Below are 16,683 nucleotides of genomic sequence, written 5' to 3' on the forward strand. Positions count from 1 at the left end.
CCTACAACTTTTTCTTTACCCCCGCGCAACATATCCTCGTTTGCCAGCGGTTCGCAAAAGCCCGATAGTGCTGCCTCAGCCGAATCGCCGATCCACCGATTCACACTCCCCCGACCGAGGACCCGTTTGCCATGAAGACCCGAACGCTCAAACTGATAACAACCGCCACGTTCGCGCTGTTCACGCTCTGCGCGATCTCGCCCGTCGGCCACGCGGCCGAGCCCACCGCCGCGCAACTCCAACCCACCATCGATGCCGCGATCAGGCCGCTGATGGCGAAGTACCATATCGCCGGCATGGCGATCGGCGTGATCGACGACGGCAAGCCCTACGTCTACAACTACGGCGTCGCATCGACGCAAACCGGCAAGCCGGTCACACGCGATACGCTGTTCGAACTCGGCTCGGTCAGCAAGACCTTCACGGCGACGCTCGCGTCGTATGCGCAGCTCGACGGCAAGCTGTCGTTGTCGGATGGCACGGAGCGCTATCTGCCGACGCTGCGCGGCCGCCCGTTCGGCAAAGTCAGCCTGCTGAACCTCGGCACGCACACGCCTGGCGGTCTGCCGCTCCAGGTGCCGGGCGACATCCATAACGACGCGCAATTGCTGCGGTACTTCCACGACTGGGAGCCCGCTCATGCGCCCGGCACGTTCCGCACCTACTCGAATCCCGGCATCGGCACGCTCGGCCTGATCACCGCGAAGACCATGGGACAGGATTTCACCGTGCTGATGCAGCAACGCGTGTTTCCGGCGCTCGGTATGAAGAGCACCTATATCGACGTGCCCGCGGCGAAAATGCCGGACTACGCGCAGGGCTATGCGAAAGACGGTGCGCCGATCCGCCTGACGGGCGGCGTGATTTCCGCCGAAGCGTACGGGGTGAAGTCGACCGCCGCGGATATGCTGCGTTACGTGCAGGCCAACATGAACCTGATTCCGCTCGACAGTCAGTGGCAGCGCGCGATCACGGACACGCATACCGGCTACTTCCAGGCCGGGGTGCTGACTCAGGATCTGATCTGGGAGCAGTACCCGTATCCGGTCGCGTTGCCGACCTTGCTGGCCGGCAATTCGCCGGAGATGGTCCTCAACGGCACGCCGTCGACCGCAATCAAACCGCCGCTGCCGCCGCAGCAGAACGTCTGGATCAACAAGACCGGATCGACCAACGGCTTCGGCGCGTATGTCGCGTTCGTGCCGCAAAAGCGCATCGGTATCGTGATGCTCGCCAACCGCAATTTCCCGAACGAAGCGCGCGTGAGCGCCGCGCATCAGATCCTCACGGCGCTGGATGGCGGCAAGCCCTGATACGGCGTGGACTTACGGGCGCAGCCGCGCACGCGCTGTGCTGGCGATCCGCGCGAGCGCATCCGCGCTCAGACGGGCCGCGATTTTCTCGACGTACGCATGATGCCGCGCTTCGAGCGGCGCACCGAGCTCCCGCGCGAGCAGATAGCGGATCAGCGCAATGCGCCGATGACGCAGCGCGATACTTTGATCGAGCAGCGCGAGCGCGGCGCCGGCATCGCGCTCATCGCACGCGCGTGCCGTGAGAAGCGAGGTGGCCGCGCGTGCCGACGTCATGGCGAAATCGGCAAAGCGAAGCGCGCGTCGCTCAGCACATCAACGGCTCGGCGGCGTCGAGCATGATCCTGACGAAGTAATCCGCGAAACTGCGACGCACGACGATGTCGAAACTGTCGGCGCCCGTGGGCAGCAACGTAATCGACGCCTTGAAATAGTGGCTCTGCGCGCACTGCCCCACCCCGAAAAGTTTGGGATGCAGATCGAGTGGACAGCCGCGCGCGAGCACGTCGCGCGTGCGCGTGCCGGTGATTTCGAGCACCGTATAGCCGCTGCCCACATCGACCGCCGATGCGAACACGCCCGCGAACGCCGCGCCGAGCTTCGCCTGCAACGGCGCCGTGCGCGTCGCATCGTGCGCGGTTTCCGAACGCACGAGCCATTCGTCCGGGCCGAGCCAGACCATGTCGTAGCCGTTGCCGCGCGCGACGGTGTTCGGCTTCTCCGGCGGCTTGCAGCCGATCACCTGTTCCACCGCGCGAATGAACGCCGAGTCGCGCGTATCGCCGCGCACGTTCACGAGTTCGAGAAATGGCCGCTCGCCGAGCCGGAACGCGGCAGTCGCGTTGGCCTGATGCTGTTTCAGCAGCCCATCCACACCGACCAGCGGCGACTCCTGCCACGCGCCGTTTTGCCGCCCGAGCGTGCGGTCCACGATGGACACCGTCCCGCCTGTTTCATTCCACATGTTGACGTGCTCCTTCGCTGTCGTAGAACACCGGACTCGCGATCTTCGCCGCGATCTGTTTGCCGCTCGCGAGCGGAATCGTGACGGTCGTGCCGATCTTGTCGAGACCGCCCTTGACGACCGCCATCGCGATCGAGCGTTGCAGAATCGGGCTGTAATAGCTCGACGTGACGTGCCCGAGCATCGGCGCGGTGTCGCCCTGGAACGGACCGGCGACGATCTGCGAGCCCTCGGGTATCACGAACGACGCATCCTCCGCGAGCAGCCCGACCAGTTGCTTGCGTCCCGCCTTCGCGGTGTCCGAGCGGGCGAGCGAGCGCTTGCCGAGAAAGTCCTTCGACTTCGCGACGAGCCCGCCCATGCCGAGGTCGTGCGGCGTCATCGAGCCGTCCGTATCCTGGCCGACGATGATGTAGCCCTTCTCCGCGCGCAGCACGTGCATCGTCTCGGTGCCGTACGGCGTGATGTCGAACTCCGCGCCCGCGGCCATCAACGCTTCCCACACCGCGCGTCCGACGTTGGCCGGCACGTTCACCTCATACGCGAGTTCGCCCGAGAAGCTGATGCGCATCACGCGCGCCGCCGCGCCCGCGACGGTGCCTTCACGATACGTCATGAAAGGAAACGCCGCGTTCGCGAACTCGATGTCGTCGCAGACCTTTTGCAGCACCTTGCGGCTCATCGGGCCGACTACCGCAAAAGTAGCCCAGTGATCGGTGACCGACGCGAGCCGCACGCGCAGGTCGGGCCATTCGGTTTGCAGCCAGCGTTCGAGCCACGTGAGCACACGCGCCGCGCCGCCGGTGGTGGTCGTCATCATGTAGTGCTGCTCGGCGAGGCGCACGGTCACGCCGTCGTCGAAGATCATGCCGTTTTCGTCGAGCATCAGGCCGTAGCGGCACTTGCCGACTTCGAGCTTGGTCCACGGATTCGTGTACACCCAGTTCAACAGTTTCGCGGAATCGGGGCCCTGAATATCGATCTTGCCTAGCGTCGACGCATCGAGGATGCCGACGCTCGTGCGCACCGCGAGCGCTTCGCGCGCAACCGCCGCGTGCAGATCCTCGCCCGCTTTCGGGTAATACCACGGACGCTTCCAGTTGCCGACGTCCTCGAACGCCGCGCCGTGTTCCACGTGCCATTCGTGCACCGCCGTCTTGCGCACCGGATCGAGCAATTCGCCCAATTCCCGGCCGGCGAAAGTGCCGAACGTGACCGGCGTGTAGTTCGGCCGGAACGTCGTCGTGCCGGTCTCGGGAATGGTCTTACCGAGCGCCTGGGCGAGAATCGCCATGCCGTTGATGTTGCCGAGCTTGCCCTGGTCGGTGCCGAAGCCCATCGCGGTGTAGCGCTTCACGTGTTCGACGGATTCGAAGCCTTCGCGCGCCGCGAGGAAGATATCGGCCGCCGCGACGTCGTTCTGGAAATCGACGAACTGCTTGGGCCCGCGCGTGGCCAACTCGCGTCCGCCGACGAGCCACAGCGGTTCCAGATTCGTTTCGCTCAGTTCGGCGACCTGCACCGGCTTTGGCCGCGCGACGATGTGCCCGGCGGCGCGCGCCGCTTCGACGCCGGCGTCGAGCGCGAAGCGGATGCCCTGGCCGAGCGTGAAGTCGCCCGCGCAGGCGCCGACGCTGGTCTCAGGCTGGACCGCCTTGCCCGGCACGAAGCAGGCCTTGTCGTCATGCCAATGGGCCTTGCCGCCCGACTGCGCGAACAGATGCAGCACTGGGCTCCAGCCACCCGACATCGCGAGCAGATCGCACGGCAGTTGGCCCTGCTGAGCGGTGATTTGCCCTTTCGCATACGAGGCGAGCGACACCGACGCGACGCGCAGCTTGCCATGCGCCGCCGTGACGACCGTGCCGTTCAGCACCTTGATGCCATGGCGGCGCGCGAGCGCGGGCAGCGTGCCCTTCGATTCGCCCGCGCGCGGATCGATGACGCTCACCTGCGCGCCGGCCGCTTTCAGGTCGAGCGCGCATTGATAGCCGTCGTCGTTGTTCGTGAACACGATCGCATTGCGTCCCGGCAGTACCGCATACCGATGCAGATAGCTCGACACCGCCGACGCGAGCATCACGCCAGGCAGATCGTTGTTGCCGAACACGATCGGCCGTTCATGCGCGCCGGTCGCGAGAATCACGCGTTTCGCGCGGATCTTCCACAGCAGTTCGCGCGTGCCCTTGCGCTGCGACACGGGCAGATGATCGGTCAGGCGCTGGGTGACCGTGACGAGATTGTGGTCCTGATAGCCGAACGCGGTGCTGCGGCTCAGGATCTTCACATCGGGCAACCGCCGCAATTCGTCCTCGATTTTCTGCACCCACCGCAGCGCGGGCTTGCCGTCGATCTCCGCGCCGCAGGACAGCAGCGAGCCGCCCAGCTCGGGCTGATCGTCGACGAGCGTCACGCGCGCGCCGGACAAGGCCGCCGCGTGCGCGGCCGCGAGCCCGGTCGGGCCGCCGCCGACGACCAGCACGTCGCAATGCGCGAAGCACTTGTCGTAGCGGTCCGCGTCGCGCTGTCGCGGCGCGGTGCCGAGGCCGGCCGCGTCGCGAATCGCTTCCTCGTACTTCAGCCAGAGTTTGCGCGGCCACATGAAGGTCTTGTAGTAGAAGCCCGCCGGAATGAAGCGCGCGATCTTCTGGTTGATCGCCATGCGGTCCTTCTCGATGCTCGGTTTCGCGTTCACGCTGCTCGCGACGAGCCCCTGGTACAACTCCACTTCGGTGGCGCGCGCGTTCGGCACCGTATAGGCGCCGGTCTCGAGCTGCACGACCGCGTTCGGCTCCTCGACGCCCGCGGTCACGATGCCGCGCGGCCGATGATATTTCCAGCTGCGCGCGACGAAATGCATGCCGTTCGCGAGCAATGCGGACGCGAGCGTATCGCCTTGATAACCCTGATACTCGACGCCGTTGAACGTGAAGCTCAGCGCGATCGCGCGATTGATGCGCCCGCCGGTCGGGAGTCGGTCTTTCTGGCTCATGATGCTTTGCCCTCTTGTGCCTTTACCTGTGCGTTTGCTGCCTGTGTATCGGTACTGTCCAGCGCCAGCAACGGACGCTCGAACGTCTGATAGCCCTGGAACGCATAGCTGACGGTGTCGCGCTGCGCCTTGAACCAGCGGCGGCAGCCCTGCGTGTGGAACCATTGCTCGCGATGCACGCCGCGCGGGTTCTTGCGCATGAAAAGGTAGTCGCCCCATTCTTTGTCGGTGAGCTTGTCCGTGTCGAGCGGGCGGGCGATGTCCGCCTCGCCGCCGCACGAGAATTCGGTTTCGGCGCGGGGACCGCACCAAGGGCATTCGATCAGCAGCATCTGTGTCTCCTTGTCGACTAGTGGGCCACGGCGGCAGCGCCATGCTCATCGATCAGATGACCGGTATAGAACCGGTCCAGCGAAAACGGCGCGTTCAACGGATGGGGTTCGTCCTTCGCGATCGTGTGCGCATAGACCCATCCCGAGCCGGGCGTCGCCTTGAAGCCGCCCGTTCCCCAACCGCAGTTGAAATACAGCCCCTTCACATCGGTCTTGCTGATGATCGGGCACGCGTCCGGCGACACGTCGACGATGCCGCCCCACTGCCGGTTCATCCGCACGCGGGAAAACACCGGGAACATTTCGACGATCGCCTCGAGCGTGCCCTCGATGACCTGGAAGCTGCCGCGCTGCCCAAATCCGGTGTACTGATCGACGCCCGCGCCGATCACGAGATCGCCCTTGTCGGACTGGCTGATATACGCGTGGACCGCATTCGACATCACGACCGTGTTGACGACCGGCTTGATCGGCTCCGACACCAGCGCCTGCAACGGATGGCTTTCGAGCGGCAGCCGCACGCCGGCCATGTCGGCGAGCGTCGACGTGTTGCCGGCCGCGACCACCGCGACCTTCTTCGCCTTGATGAAACCCTTCGTCGTGTCGACGCCCGTCACCTGGCTGCCGTCGCGGCGAATGCCGACGACCTGGCAGTTCTGCACGATATCGACGCCGGCCTGATCGGCGCCGCGCGCGAAGCCCCACGCCACCGCATCGTGCCGCGCCACGCCGCCGCGCCGCTGGATCGATGCGCCGAGCACCGGGTAGCGGCTGTTCAGATTGATGGTCGGCTCGAGTTCCTTGATCTGCGCGGGCGTGAGAAATTCGGCGTCGACGCCGTTCAGGCGGTTCGCGTTGACGCGGCGTTCGGTGTCGCGCACGTCCTGCAGCGTATGCGCGAGATTCATCACGCCGCGCTGGCTGAACATCACGTTGTAGTTCAAATCCTGCGCGAGCCCTTCCCACAGCTTCATCGCCTTCTCGTAGAGCGCGGCGGATTCGTCCCACAGGTAGTTCGACCGCACGATCGTCGTATTGCGCGCGGTGTTGCCGCCGCCGATCCAGCCCTTCTCGAGCACCGCGACATTGCGCACGCCATGCTCCTTCGCGAGGTAGTACGCGGTCGCGAGACCGTGCCCGCCGCCGCCGACGATCACGACGTCGTATTCACGTTTAGGCTCGGGGCTGCGCCATTGCCGCTCCCAGTTCTCGTGATACGACATCCCGTTGCGTAGCAGGCTGAATATCGAATAGCGGCTCATCGTCGTTCCTTTGCGGTTTTGCAGATGCGGTGTAGCGGTTCAACACTCGATGACGTTCACGGCCAGTCCGCCGCGCGACGTCTCCTTGTATTTCGTCTTCATGTCGGCGCCGGTTTCGCGCATGGTGCGGATCACACTGTCGAGCGACACCACGTGCTTGCCGTCGCCCTTCATCGCGAGGCGGGCCGCGTTGATCGCCTTGATCGCGCCCATCGCGTTACGCTCGATGCACGGAATCTGCACCAGCCCGCCGACCGGATCGCAGGTCATGCCGAGGTTGTGTTCCATGCCGATTTCGGCGGCGTTCTCGACCTGGGTGGGCGTGCCGCCCATCACGGCCGCAAGCGCGGCGGCGGCCATCGAGCAGGCCACGCCCACTTCGCCCTGGCAGCCCACCTCGGCGCCGGAGATCGACGCCGTTTCCTTGTAGATGATGCCGATCGCCGCGGCGGTCAGCAGGAAGTCGACGATGCCGGCGTCGTTCGCCGCATGCATGAATTTCACGTAGTAGTGCAGCACTGCCGGGATCACGCCGGCCGCGCCATTGGTCGGCGCGGTGACGACCCGGCCGCCCGCGGCGTTCTCCTCGTTGACGGCCATCGCGTACAGGTTGACCCAGTCGAGCATCGACAGCGGGTCGCGCAGCGATTCCTCCGAGCGTGCGCGCAAGCGCTCGCACAGCTCGGCCGCGCGACGCTTCACGTGCATCGGGCCGGGCAACTCGCCGCGCGCCTTGCAACCGCGCTCGACACATGCGGCCATCGTGCGCCAGATCGCCAGCAGGCCCTCGCGCACGTCGGGCTCGGGCCGGGTCGCGCATTCGTTGCGCAACGTCACTTCGGCGATGGACAGGCCGCTTTCGCGGCACACGCGCATCAGATCGTCGCCGGTGCGAAACGGATACGGCACCTCCGCGTTGGCGCGCCGGCCGTTCACGCGATCGCCGTCGCGATTGACGACGAAGCCGCCGCCGATCGAGAAGTACTCTTTTTCGACGAGCAGTTGACCGTTCTCGTCGAAGGCCTGGAAGCGCATGCCGTTCGGATGCACGACGCCCGAGCCCGGCGCGCCCGGCATCAGCTTGCGCAAGAAGCCGACATGTTCGCGCTCGTCGAACGCGACCGGATGCTTGCCGAGCAGCACGAGCTGGCGGGTCTCGCGGATCGCGCGCAGCCGCGGCTCGATCAGCTCAGGATCGAGCCGGTCGGGCAGATTGCCTTCGAGGCCGAGCAGCACCGCCTTGTCGGTGCCGTGGCCCTTGCCGGTCGCGCCGAGCGAGCCGAACAGCTCGGCTCTGACGCGCCGCACGAAGCCGAGCAGATTCGCGTCCTCGATGTGCGATGCGAAGCGGCATGCGGCGATCATCGGCCCGACCGTGTGCGAGCTGGATGGACCGATGCCGATCTTGAACAGATCGAAGACGCTGACGTTCATGGCGTGCCTCGTGCGTTGTGTCTTGCGTGTTGCGATGGCCGGAAGCGCTTCGACTCGACTCATGCGCCCGGACGGAATGTGCGTCTATTGCACCGCACGCCGGGCCGGATCGATAGAATAAAAACGGCATCGCAATGGGATGGCGTCGTCAGGTGAACCGCCAGGCGGGTCTTCCGGCGCATTTGCGATGACTTGGGACGCATTTGCGACAGGCGGCCCGATTGCGGCCGGCAATGCTGAAGGTCCGTGGTGCTATCCTCGCTTCACCGTTTCGGTCAACGTTCGTTCCTCTTTCGCCGTTCTTTTCACCGACCCGCCGCGCGCATGAATTCCGCTGAAACGCTTGCCCCTCCCTCACTCGACACAGCCACGAAGCAGCGCATCCGCTTCGGCATTGTCCTGCTGCCGAACTTCACGCTGACCGCATTCGCGGGTTTCGTCGACCTGCTGCGCCTGTCCGCCGACGAAGGCGACTTCAGCAAGCCGGTGCGCTGTTCGTGGAGCGTGATCGGGGAAACCCTGGCCCCGGTGCGGGCGAGTTGCGGCATCCAGATCACGCCGTGGGAAACCTTCGAGACCGCCGGGAAGTTCGACTACGTGGTGGTGGTCGGCGGACTGCTGCACTCGGGGCCGGCCGCGAGCGAGGCGACGCTCGCGTTCATCCGCCGCGTCGCCGCCCGCGACGCGACGCTGGTCGGCATGTGCACCGGCGTGTTCTCGCTGATGCGCGCGGGCGTGCTCGACGGCCATCGGATCTGCGTGAGCTGGTTTCACTACTGGGATTTCATCGAGCGCTTTCCGTCGGTCGACGAACAGATGCTGGTCGCCGACCGGCTGTTCGTGATCGACCGGCGGCGCATCACCTGTTCCGGCGGCCGCGCGTCGATCGACGTCGCCGCCGCGATCCTGCTGCGTCATTTCGAAACCGCCACGGTGCAGAAGGCGCTGCGCATCCTGCTCGTCGACGACCTGCAGAAAGGCAACGCGCCGCAGCCTCATCCCCCCGGTCTCGCGCCGGCCTCGCATCCGAAGGTCAAGCGCGCGATCCTGCTGATGGAGCAGCACGTGGGCCGCGCGCTGCCGCTCGACCAACTGGCGGGCAAGCTCGATCTGTCGCCGCGTCAGCTCGAACGGCTGTTCAAGGCACAGACCGGCAAGGCGCCGCAGGCCTACGCGAAGCAGGTGCGCCTGCGCACCGCCGCGTGGTTGTTGACGAGCTCAGACAAAACCGTCGCCGATATCGCGTCGAGCTGCGGCTTTTCGGACGCCTCGCACCTGGGACGGGAATTTCGCAAACAGTTCGGCGTGCCGCCGATGATGTATCGCGAACAGCGCGGCACGGCGGAGCAAGCCGACGACGGCTCGTGCTACGACGAAACGTTTCCGGGCCGCGCGCAGGCGATCTGAATCCGCGCGGCATGCGAGGCCGCGGCACCCGCTACTCCGGCATGCGCCGCTCGACGCTCGGCGCATGTCCGAACTGCGCGCGATAGGCCTTGCTGAAATGACACGGAGAATGAAAACCGCACACCATGGTCACGCGCGCGATCGACGCATCGGTATTGCGCAGCAGATCGCGCGCGCGGCGCAGCCGCAAGCTCAGGTAGTAATGCGTCGGCGACACGTTCAGGAATAGCTTGAACATCCGTTGCAAATGACGCTGCGACAGGTTGACGAGCCGGGCGAGTTCGTCGAGCGATAGCGGCTCCTCGATGTTCGCTTCCATCAGCCGCACCACTTCGATCAGTTCGGTGCGCGACAGGCCGACCCGCGCGTCGACCGGAATGTGCTGGTAATCGGTCGAGCCGCGAATCCGCTCGACGATGAATTGCTCGGACACCTGCGCGGCCACCGAGGCCCCCAGCCGCATGCCCACCAGATGCAGCATCAGATCGAGCGGCGCGGTTCCGCCGGTGCAGGTCAGCCGGTCGCGGTCGATCACGAACAGTTCGTCGTCGAAATGCACATGCGGATAGCGCTGGTGCAACGGCGACATGTCCTCCCAATGCACGGTCGCGCGATAGCCGTCGAGCAGCCCGGCCGCGAGCAGCGCATACGGACCCGTGCAGATCCCGCCGAGCGGCACGCGGTGCGCGGCCGCCTCGCGCAGCAGCGCGATCACCGCGTCGTTCACATACTCGCGCACGTGCCAGCCCGCGCACACGAACAGCAGGTCCGGCATGCCGGCCTCGGCGAGCGTGGTGGTCGGTTTCACCGTGATGCCGTTGCTCGCGCGCGCCGGCTCGCCGTCCGGCGTGATCACGGACCACCGGTAGTGCTGCGCGCGGCCCACGTAGTTCGCCATGCGCAGCACCTCGACCGCGCTCGTGAACGCGATCATCGAGAAGTTCGGCAGCGTCAGGAAGCCGACGTGCGCGACGGCGCACAGCCGCGCATCGGCTTCGGCGGAGGCGATTGCGTCGCGCTTCATGGACGTATCGAATCAGGCCATCAACCGTGTTGCGCCGCCGGCTCGCGGCGCACTTTCATCGCATTGCGCAAACCGGCGAACAGGGGCGCGCGTACCTTGCCCGGCGCCCGGCCGAAGCTCTCGGTGATGCGGTCCAGAATGATCGCCAGCATCACGACCGACATCCCGCTTTCGAAGCCGAGTCCGATATCGAGCCGCTGGATGCTCGCGAGTACGTCGTTTCCAAGGCCGCCCGCGCCGACCATCGACGCGATGATCACCATCGACAGCGCCATCATGATGGTCTGGTTCACGCCGGTCATGATCGACGGCAGCGCGTTCGGAAACTGCACCTTGTACAGCAGTTGCCACGGCGTGCAGCCGAACGCCTGTCCCGCTTCGACGATTTCGCGATTCACGTGCTTGATGCCGAGCGCGGTCAGACGCACCGCGGGCGGCATCGCGAAGATCACCGTCGACAGGATGCCCGGCACGCGGCCGAGACCGAACAGCATCGCGGCCGGAATCAGGTAGACGAACGCGGGCATCGTCTGCATCAGATCGAGCACCGGGCGCACGATCATTTCGATGGCGCGGCTCTTCGCCGTCCAGATGCCGAGCGGCACGCCGAGCACGAGACTGATCACCGTCGATGACAGCGTGAGGCCGAGCGTGATCACCATCTGATCCCAGAAGCCGGTGCCGTAGATCAGCAGCAGCGCCGCCAGCGTGAACAGCGCGAAGCGCCAGCCGACGCGCCACAAGCCGATGCCGACGAAAAACGCCATCAGCGCCCACATCGGCACGGCCTGCAAACCGTGCTCGACCGCCGCGGCGAAACTCTCGATGACCTTGCCGATCGTGTCGAAGGTCTGCGCGTCGTGATCGAGCAGGTAGTGAACGCCGTGATCGACCCACGCGCCAACTGGAATGACTTCAGACATGAGAACCTCGATGGCGCGTGAGAACGTTCAGCACGTTCGTCTTGTTGACCGAACCGCAGTACGAGCCGTCCGCTTCGACGACCGGCAGCGGCGCGCGGCTCGCCACCACGCGCGCGACCACGTCGTCGAGCGGCGCGCTGCGGCGGATGCATTCGATCTGGTTGAGCTGCGGCGACGCGCTGCCCGTCGCATCGCGGCACACGAAGCCGCGAATCCGGCGCTCGCTATCGAGCACGAACGCGTAGTCGGCGCTGCCGTTGAGCGTCGCGGCGACGCTCGACGCATCGATCTGCGGCGCGTGCATCAGCGGCACGTCGTCGGTCTGCATCAGATCGCCGGCCGTCAGATAGCGGCTCGTGTCGATGCCTTCGAAGAACGCTCGCACGTAGTCGTCGGCCGGGTTCTTGATGATTTCGCGCGGCGTTCCGATCTGCACCACACGGCCGCCTTCCATGATCGCGATGCGCGTGCCGATGCGCATCGCCTCCTCGAGATCGTGCGACACGAACAGGATCGTGCGCTGCTGCTCGCGTTGCAGATCGAGCAGCACGTTCTGCATCTCCTTGCGCTTGAGCGGATCGAGCGCGGAGAACGCCTCGTCCATGATCATCAGCGACGGGTTGACCGCGAGCGCGCGCGCGAGCCCGACGCGCTGCTGCATGCCGCCCGACAACTCGGCCGGCAGTTTCTGCGCGAACGGTGCAAGGCCGACCTGTTCGAGCACCGTCAGCGCCCGCGCCTCGCGCTCCTTGCGGCCGACGCCCGCGACTTCGAGGCCGAACGCCGCGTTGGCCAGCACGTTGCGCTGCGGCATCAGCGCGAAGGACTGGAACACCATGCTCATGTCCTTGCGGCGCAGCGCGGTCAGCTCGGCGCGCGGCACGCCCGCGACATCGCGGCCGTCGATCAGCACCTTGCCGGCGCTGGGCTCGACGAGCCGATTGATCAGGCGAATCAGCGTCGACTTGCCCGAGCCGGACAGGCCCATCAGCACGAAGATCTCGCCCTCGCGAACCTCGAACGACGCGTTGTGGACGCCGACGATCTGACCGGTGCGGGCAAACACCTCTTCTTTCGTGGCGCCGCTGGCCAGCATCGCGAGCGCCTGTTTCGGGTTGCTGCCGAACACCTTGCACAGCCCTTCGACCACGACCTTGGGGGAATTCATCGAGTGCTCTCCTCGCTTGCGGACGTCCGTCCGCGCTGTGCCTACATAGTTGCCAGAAAAAAGTGCGGCTAACCGACTAATTCCGACAACCACATGAGGAAATGCGACACCCGGCCATGTCGTGGACGCTCGGCGCGGCGAGCAAACCCTTGGGAGAACGTTGTGGGAGAAAGGATTGACGCGGGTTGGCCCGCGCGCGGAGCGTGTCGCGACATAGCAAGCGGCGCTCCCGGACGGCGGCGGGCGCGAGGCGCCTGAGAGGCGCCGGGTTCAGGAAATCGACACGCCCAGCAAGCGCCCGACGCCGAACGTGAACCCTGCCGCGATGAGCCCGATGACGACCTGGCGCAGCGCCGAAAACCCCGCGCTGCGTCCGTTGAACAACGACGTGAACACGCCGATCGACGCGAGCGCCAGCATGCTCAGCACGACACACTGAACGATTGCGCTGACGCCACGCGTCCACAGGAAAGGCATCACCGGGAAAATCGCGCCGAGCGAGAACAAGCAGAACGACACACCCGCCGCCGACCACGGATTGCCGCCCAGTTCCGCCGGATCGAGACCGAGCTCCTCGCGCGTGAGGGTGTCGAGCGCCTTGTCCTTGTCGCGCATCATCTGCGAGGCCACGCGTTTCGCCTCGCTCGCGTCGAGCCCTTTCGCGCGGTAGATCAGCGTGAGCTCGTGCTCCTCCGCTTCGGGCTGTTCTTCGATCTCCTCGGCTTCCTTGGCGATCTGCGTGCTCGCGAGTTCGCGCGCATTGGTGACCGACAGCCATTCGCCGAGCGCCATCGAACAGGCACCGGCGATCAGCCCGGCGAGGCCGGTCAACAGGATCGCCTTGTTGCCGGTGCCCGCGCCGGCGACGCCCATGATCAGGCAGAAGTTGGACACGAGGCCATCGTTCGCGCCGAGAACCGCCGCGCGCAGATCGTTGCCCGCCGCGGCGCCCTTGTGCCACGACTCGGCCGCGGCAATGCGCGCGCCGGACGACAGGTTGGCATTGCCGGTGCTCGCGAGCGTCTGCACGACGGCCGCGTGATGATGTTCGTCGGCCGACATGTGGCCCGCGTCGCGTTGGCCTTGATATTTGTTGCGGTCCGCGTATTCGGCTGCGGCGAGCGTCGGCAGCACGAAGTCCGCGCCGCACACGCGCACGAGCCCCTTCATCAGACGCGTCTTGACCGCATGGCCACGGCCCTTCGGTTCGATGCCATTGGCTCTGAGCTTGTCGGCCCACACTTGCGCGTGGCTGTGTTCGGATTGCGCGAGATCCTGATAGACCTGCTTGCGGGTCTCGTCTTTCTCGACCTGCGCGAGCGTCTCATAGAGGGCGGCGCTGTGCAGTTCGTCGGAGAGATTCGCCTTGTAGCGTTTCACTTCATGTTTCGTTGCCATGATCGCGCCTCGCAACTGCCCGGCGCCTCATCAACGATGAATGTCACGCCGGGCGTCCGCCTGTCCGTTACTGGCTGGCAGGCGCACCAACGCCGGCCTTCTTCTGGGCTGCCTGCAGCTTGTCCGGATAGTTCGGATCGTTCTGCGCCGGCTGGTAGCCCGCGTCTTCGAGTTTCTTCAACTCGGCGTTCTTTTTCGCGCGGGCCTGTTTGCGCTCTGCCTTGCGCTCGGCCTTGGTCGGCTTTGGGGTGGTCGTCGTCGCGCCTTCCTGGGCTGCGGCATCCGTCGAGCCCTGCGCGAGCGCGAGCGGAATCGTACCGGCCATCAGTGCGACGGCCGAAACCCCCAGCATGATTCGTTTAATGGCGAAGCTCTTCATCACTGATATCCCCTGAAAAAATTGGCAATAACGTACGAATTGCGGGTGCGAATCGTGAACCACACGCCGGGTCGCGCAGCCTCCACGCGAACCCGTCAACGGGAGCTTACTGCCAAATAACGGGATGCGGGTCGGGAGCGTGGACGGCCCCCGGCGGCCTCGCTTTCAGAATTCTCCGGGTTTTGTTGAGATTGACTCATGAACAATAGTGGCGCGGATCGATTTCATCATCTACTCGGACCGTCGCTTCATTCACATCTTTCCGCCGATCGTGCTCTATCTATGAAACGCATCTCTACGCGTGTCGCATTGTTAGCGGGTCTCATTGCCGTGCTTTATCTCGGTCTGTTCGACCATACTCCGCAAGGAAGCGAGTGTCGCAAATCGGCACCTGTCCACGGCCTGTACACGGCCTGTACACGGCAGAGCTTTGCCTGTTGCGATGGATTCCGGGCCGCAGTGGAAGCCCTGAATATGTCGGCAGGCTATTCGATGCAAAAACCGGGAAGCTGCTTGCACAGCGCACGTTCAGCACGCCTGTCCCCGATCTTTTCTGGTCAACGGGTCTGCGATACTCGCTGAATCCGTATTCGCCGCCCCGTTATCTCGGTCCGTCCGTCGAATTTTCCCGCGGAGATGGCGGTGAAGGAGATTCGAGTATTTCGTTACCTCCGTCGTTCTGGGACAAACTAGCCGCCGCGCGCCCGCGCTTATAGTCGGCTGCGTCGTATGCCGGTGCCTGTGTCTCACCGTGCTGGAATCAAGCCGCACGCACCTCCTTCCGCGATTCGGTTTTTTGGCACGTCCGCGCCGTCAGGAGTATCTTTTAACCGCGCCGGAAGCGCCAAAACCACCACTCCTCTACAAGACAGACGCTTCCCAGAGTCCAGACCTGCTCGACAAAGCGCGACGTTTCTAACATGCAACGAAGCGACATCAACTTATCGAGGATGGTGAAACAGTGAAAACAGTCAATCTTTTGAAGGTGCTCGGTATTGCATTGTGCGTGGCAACCGCATCCAGCGCCTATGCCCAGGCGAGCGACGCGCAGGCGCCCGCCGCCACGGCAGCCGCGCCGGCCCCGACCGCCCCGTCGACGCGTGCGGCGGATCGCAAGCTCGGCCGCGACGTGCGGCACGCGCTCGGTAAAGCGCCCGGCTTCAATGTATCGAACGTGTTCGTGCGGGCGCGCGGCGGCGCGGTGACGTTGACCGGCTCGGTGCCTCAGGGCGACATGATCCAGCAGGCCGGCGATGTTGCGAAAGGCGTGCCGGGCGTGACCTCGGTGACCAACAGACTCACCCTGAACCTGCCATCCCGCGGGAGTGGCGGGAGCTGAGCACAAGTTGGACGCAACTCAGCGCCGCACCAAGCCCACCACGTATCTGCACACCTCGGTGCCCGCATTGAAGAACTCGCATTCGACCGGCGCACCGAGTTGCAAACAATCCCCCGCTTCGAGCCGGTGCGTCAGCGCGCCCTCGCGAAACGTCAGCACCCCTTGCGTGACCCAGATCTGCTGATGCTGAAACACGAACGCATCCGACGGATAAGGCACTCTCACCCCAGTCGGCAATTCGATTTCGAGCAGTTCCAGCACGCCGCCGGTCGGCGGTGAAATACGCCGCCGCGTATAGCCGGTTTCGGGGTCCTCCCACAGCGGCTGGTCCGCATGACGCACGAGCCGCTCGCCGGTCTGCTCGGCGAGTGCGAGCAACGTGGACAGCGTCAGCCCGAACGCGCCCGACAGCCGCCCGAGCACCGTCGCGGTCGGACTCGCCTCGCCACGCTCGATCTTGCTGATCATCGCCTTCGATACACCCGAGCGCTCGGCCAGCTCGGCGAGCGACCAGTTGCGCGCCTCGCGCTCGGTCTTCACGCGCGCGGAGATCGCCTGCGTCAGATCGATGGCGGAAGTTTCGGACATGGCGGGGTCGTCGTTGCGCAAGTGGGGGGCACCTTCCGCTCGGTCATTGCTTCATTCCATCGTCCTTGCGGTCTTCATCTTCGGCATCCTGGCACGCAGCAGGCAGTTGTTTCAGTAGCGCTGGTAGCGCCGTTTGCACTGCAAGCATCGGTTGCGGCTT

At 65.3% G+C, this 16,683-nt stretch carries 15 protein-coding genes; 3 read left to right on the forward strand and 12 right to left on the reverse strand.

Translation table 11 applies throughout. The annotated features are described in order from the left end of the window. Positions 1–131: 131 nt before the first annotated feature. Entirely contained in the window at positions 132–1,313 is a 1,182-nt protein-coding gene (ampC, locus tag HWY30_RS16070) for a class C beta-lactamase (protein ID WP_090810020.1), read from the forward strand. 12 nt (positions 1,314–1,325) lie between these two features. Here ampC and HWY30_RS16075 read toward each other — a convergent pair whose 3' ends face one another. Genes HWY30_RS16075 through HWY30_RS16100 form a run of 6 tightly spaced genes read right to left on the reverse strand, consistent with a single transcriptional unit; the run spans position 1,326 to position 8,297 of the window. After that, positions 1,326–1,589, reverse strand: coding sequence for a hypothetical protein (locus HWY30_RS16075; RefSeq protein ID WP_090810021.1), 264 nt, complete (start codon positions 1,587–1,589; stop codon positions 1,326–1,328). 31 nt (positions 1,590–1,620) lie between these two features. After that, complete coding sequence (locus tag HWY30_RS16080; RefSeq protein WP_090810023.1) at positions 1,621–2,277, reverse strand: sarcosine oxidase subunit gamma; 657 nt, start codon at positions 2,275–2,277, stop codon at positions 1,621–1,623. Continuing rightward, on the reverse strand, positions 2,267–5,269 hold the full coding sequence (locus HWY30_RS16085) for a sarcosine oxidase subunit alpha family protein (RefSeq protein ID WP_090810025.1): 3,003 nt from the start codon (positions 5,267–5,269) through the stop codon (positions 2,267–2,269). The genes HWY30_RS16080 and HWY30_RS16085 overlap by 11 nt, the downstream gene beginning before the upstream one ends. Beyond that, on the reverse strand, positions 5,266–5,601 hold the full coding sequence (locus HWY30_RS16090; RefSeq protein ID WP_018425086.1) for a sarcosine oxidase subunit delta: 336 nt from the start codon (positions 5,599–5,601) through the stop codon (positions 5,266–5,268). Before HWY30_RS16090 ends, HWY30_RS16085 begins: the two co-directional genes overlap by 4 nt. 17 nt (positions 5,602–5,618) lie before the next feature. Continuing rightward, a complete protein-coding gene (locus HWY30_RS16095) occupies positions 5,619–6,863 on the reverse strand; it encodes a sarcosine oxidase subunit beta family protein (protein WP_090810027.1) in 1,245 nt (414 codons plus the stop codon). A 39-nt stretch (positions 6,864–6,902) separates the two neighbouring features. Continuing rightward, positions 6,903–8,297, reverse strand: coding sequence for an L-serine ammonia-lyase (locus HWY30_RS16100; protein WP_090810029.1), 1,395 nt, complete (start codon positions 8,295–8,297; stop codon positions 6,903–6,905). Between the two features lie 324 nt (positions 8,298–8,621). Here HWY30_RS16100 and HWY30_RS16105 point away from each other — a divergent pair, with 324 nt between their 5' ends. After that, entirely contained in the window at positions 8,622–9,704 is a 1,083-nt protein-coding gene (locus HWY30_RS16105) for a GlxA family transcriptional regulator (RefSeq protein WP_090810031.1), read from the forward strand. A 31-nt stretch (positions 9,705–9,735) separates the two neighbouring features. Here the strand turns inward: HWY30_RS16105 and HWY30_RS16110 are convergent, their stop codons facing one another. The 5 genes from HWY30_RS16110 to HWY30_RS16130 form a co-directional block, all read right to left on the reverse strand. Beyond that, the gene (locus tag HWY30_RS16110; RefSeq protein WP_090810033.1) at positions 9,736–10,728 is read right to left on the reverse strand and encodes a GlxA family transcriptional regulator; all 993 of its coding nucleotides are present in this window, start codon (positions 10,726–10,728) and stop codon (positions 9,736–9,738) included. A gap of 20 nt (positions 10,729–10,748) precedes the next feature. Beyond that, entirely contained in the window at positions 10,749–11,651 is a 903-nt protein-coding gene (gene choW / locus HWY30_RS16115) for a choline ABC transporter permease subunit (protein WP_090810035.1), read from the reverse strand. Further along, positions 11,644–12,819, reverse strand: a complete 1,176-nt coding sequence (locus HWY30_RS16120) for a quaternary amine ABC transporter ATP-binding protein (RefSeq protein ID WP_176078900.1) — start codon at positions 12,817–12,819, stop codon at positions 11,644–11,646. The genes choW and HWY30_RS16120 overlap by 8 nt, the downstream gene beginning before the upstream one ends. A gap of 270 nt (positions 12,820–13,089) precedes the next feature. Beyond that, positions 13,090–14,217, reverse strand: coding sequence for a VIT1/CCC1 transporter family protein (locus HWY30_RS16125; protein ID WP_090805846.1), 1,128 nt, complete (start codon positions 14,215–14,217; stop codon positions 13,090–13,092). 67 nt (positions 14,218–14,284) lie between these two features. Next, complete coding sequence (locus tag HWY30_RS16130; RefSeq protein WP_176078901.1) at positions 14,285–14,596, reverse strand: hypothetical protein; 312 nt, start codon at positions 14,594–14,596, stop codon at positions 14,285–14,287. 961 nt (positions 14,597–15,557) lie between these two features. On the opposite strand from HWY30_RS16130, the gene HWY30_RS16135 reads away from it, so the two are divergent. Next, entirely contained in the window at positions 15,558–15,935 is a 378-nt protein-coding gene (locus HWY30_RS16135; protein ID WP_090805847.1) for a BON domain-containing protein, read from the forward strand. 18 nt (positions 15,936–15,953) lie between these two features. Here the strand turns inward: HWY30_RS16135 and HWY30_RS16140 are convergent, their stop codons facing one another. Continuing rightward, positions 15,954–16,523, reverse strand: a complete 570-nt coding sequence (locus HWY30_RS16140) for a helix-turn-helix domain-containing protein (RefSeq protein ID WP_090805849.1) — start codon at positions 16,521–16,523, stop codon at positions 15,954–15,956. Positions 16,524–16,683 lie beyond the last annotated feature (160 nt).

This window comes from Paraburkholderia tuberum STM678 (genome assembly GCF_902833905.1).
GTDB classification, from domain to species: Bacteria; Pseudomonadota; Gammaproteobacteria; order Burkholderiales; family Burkholderiaceae; genus Paraburkholderia; species Paraburkholderia tuberum.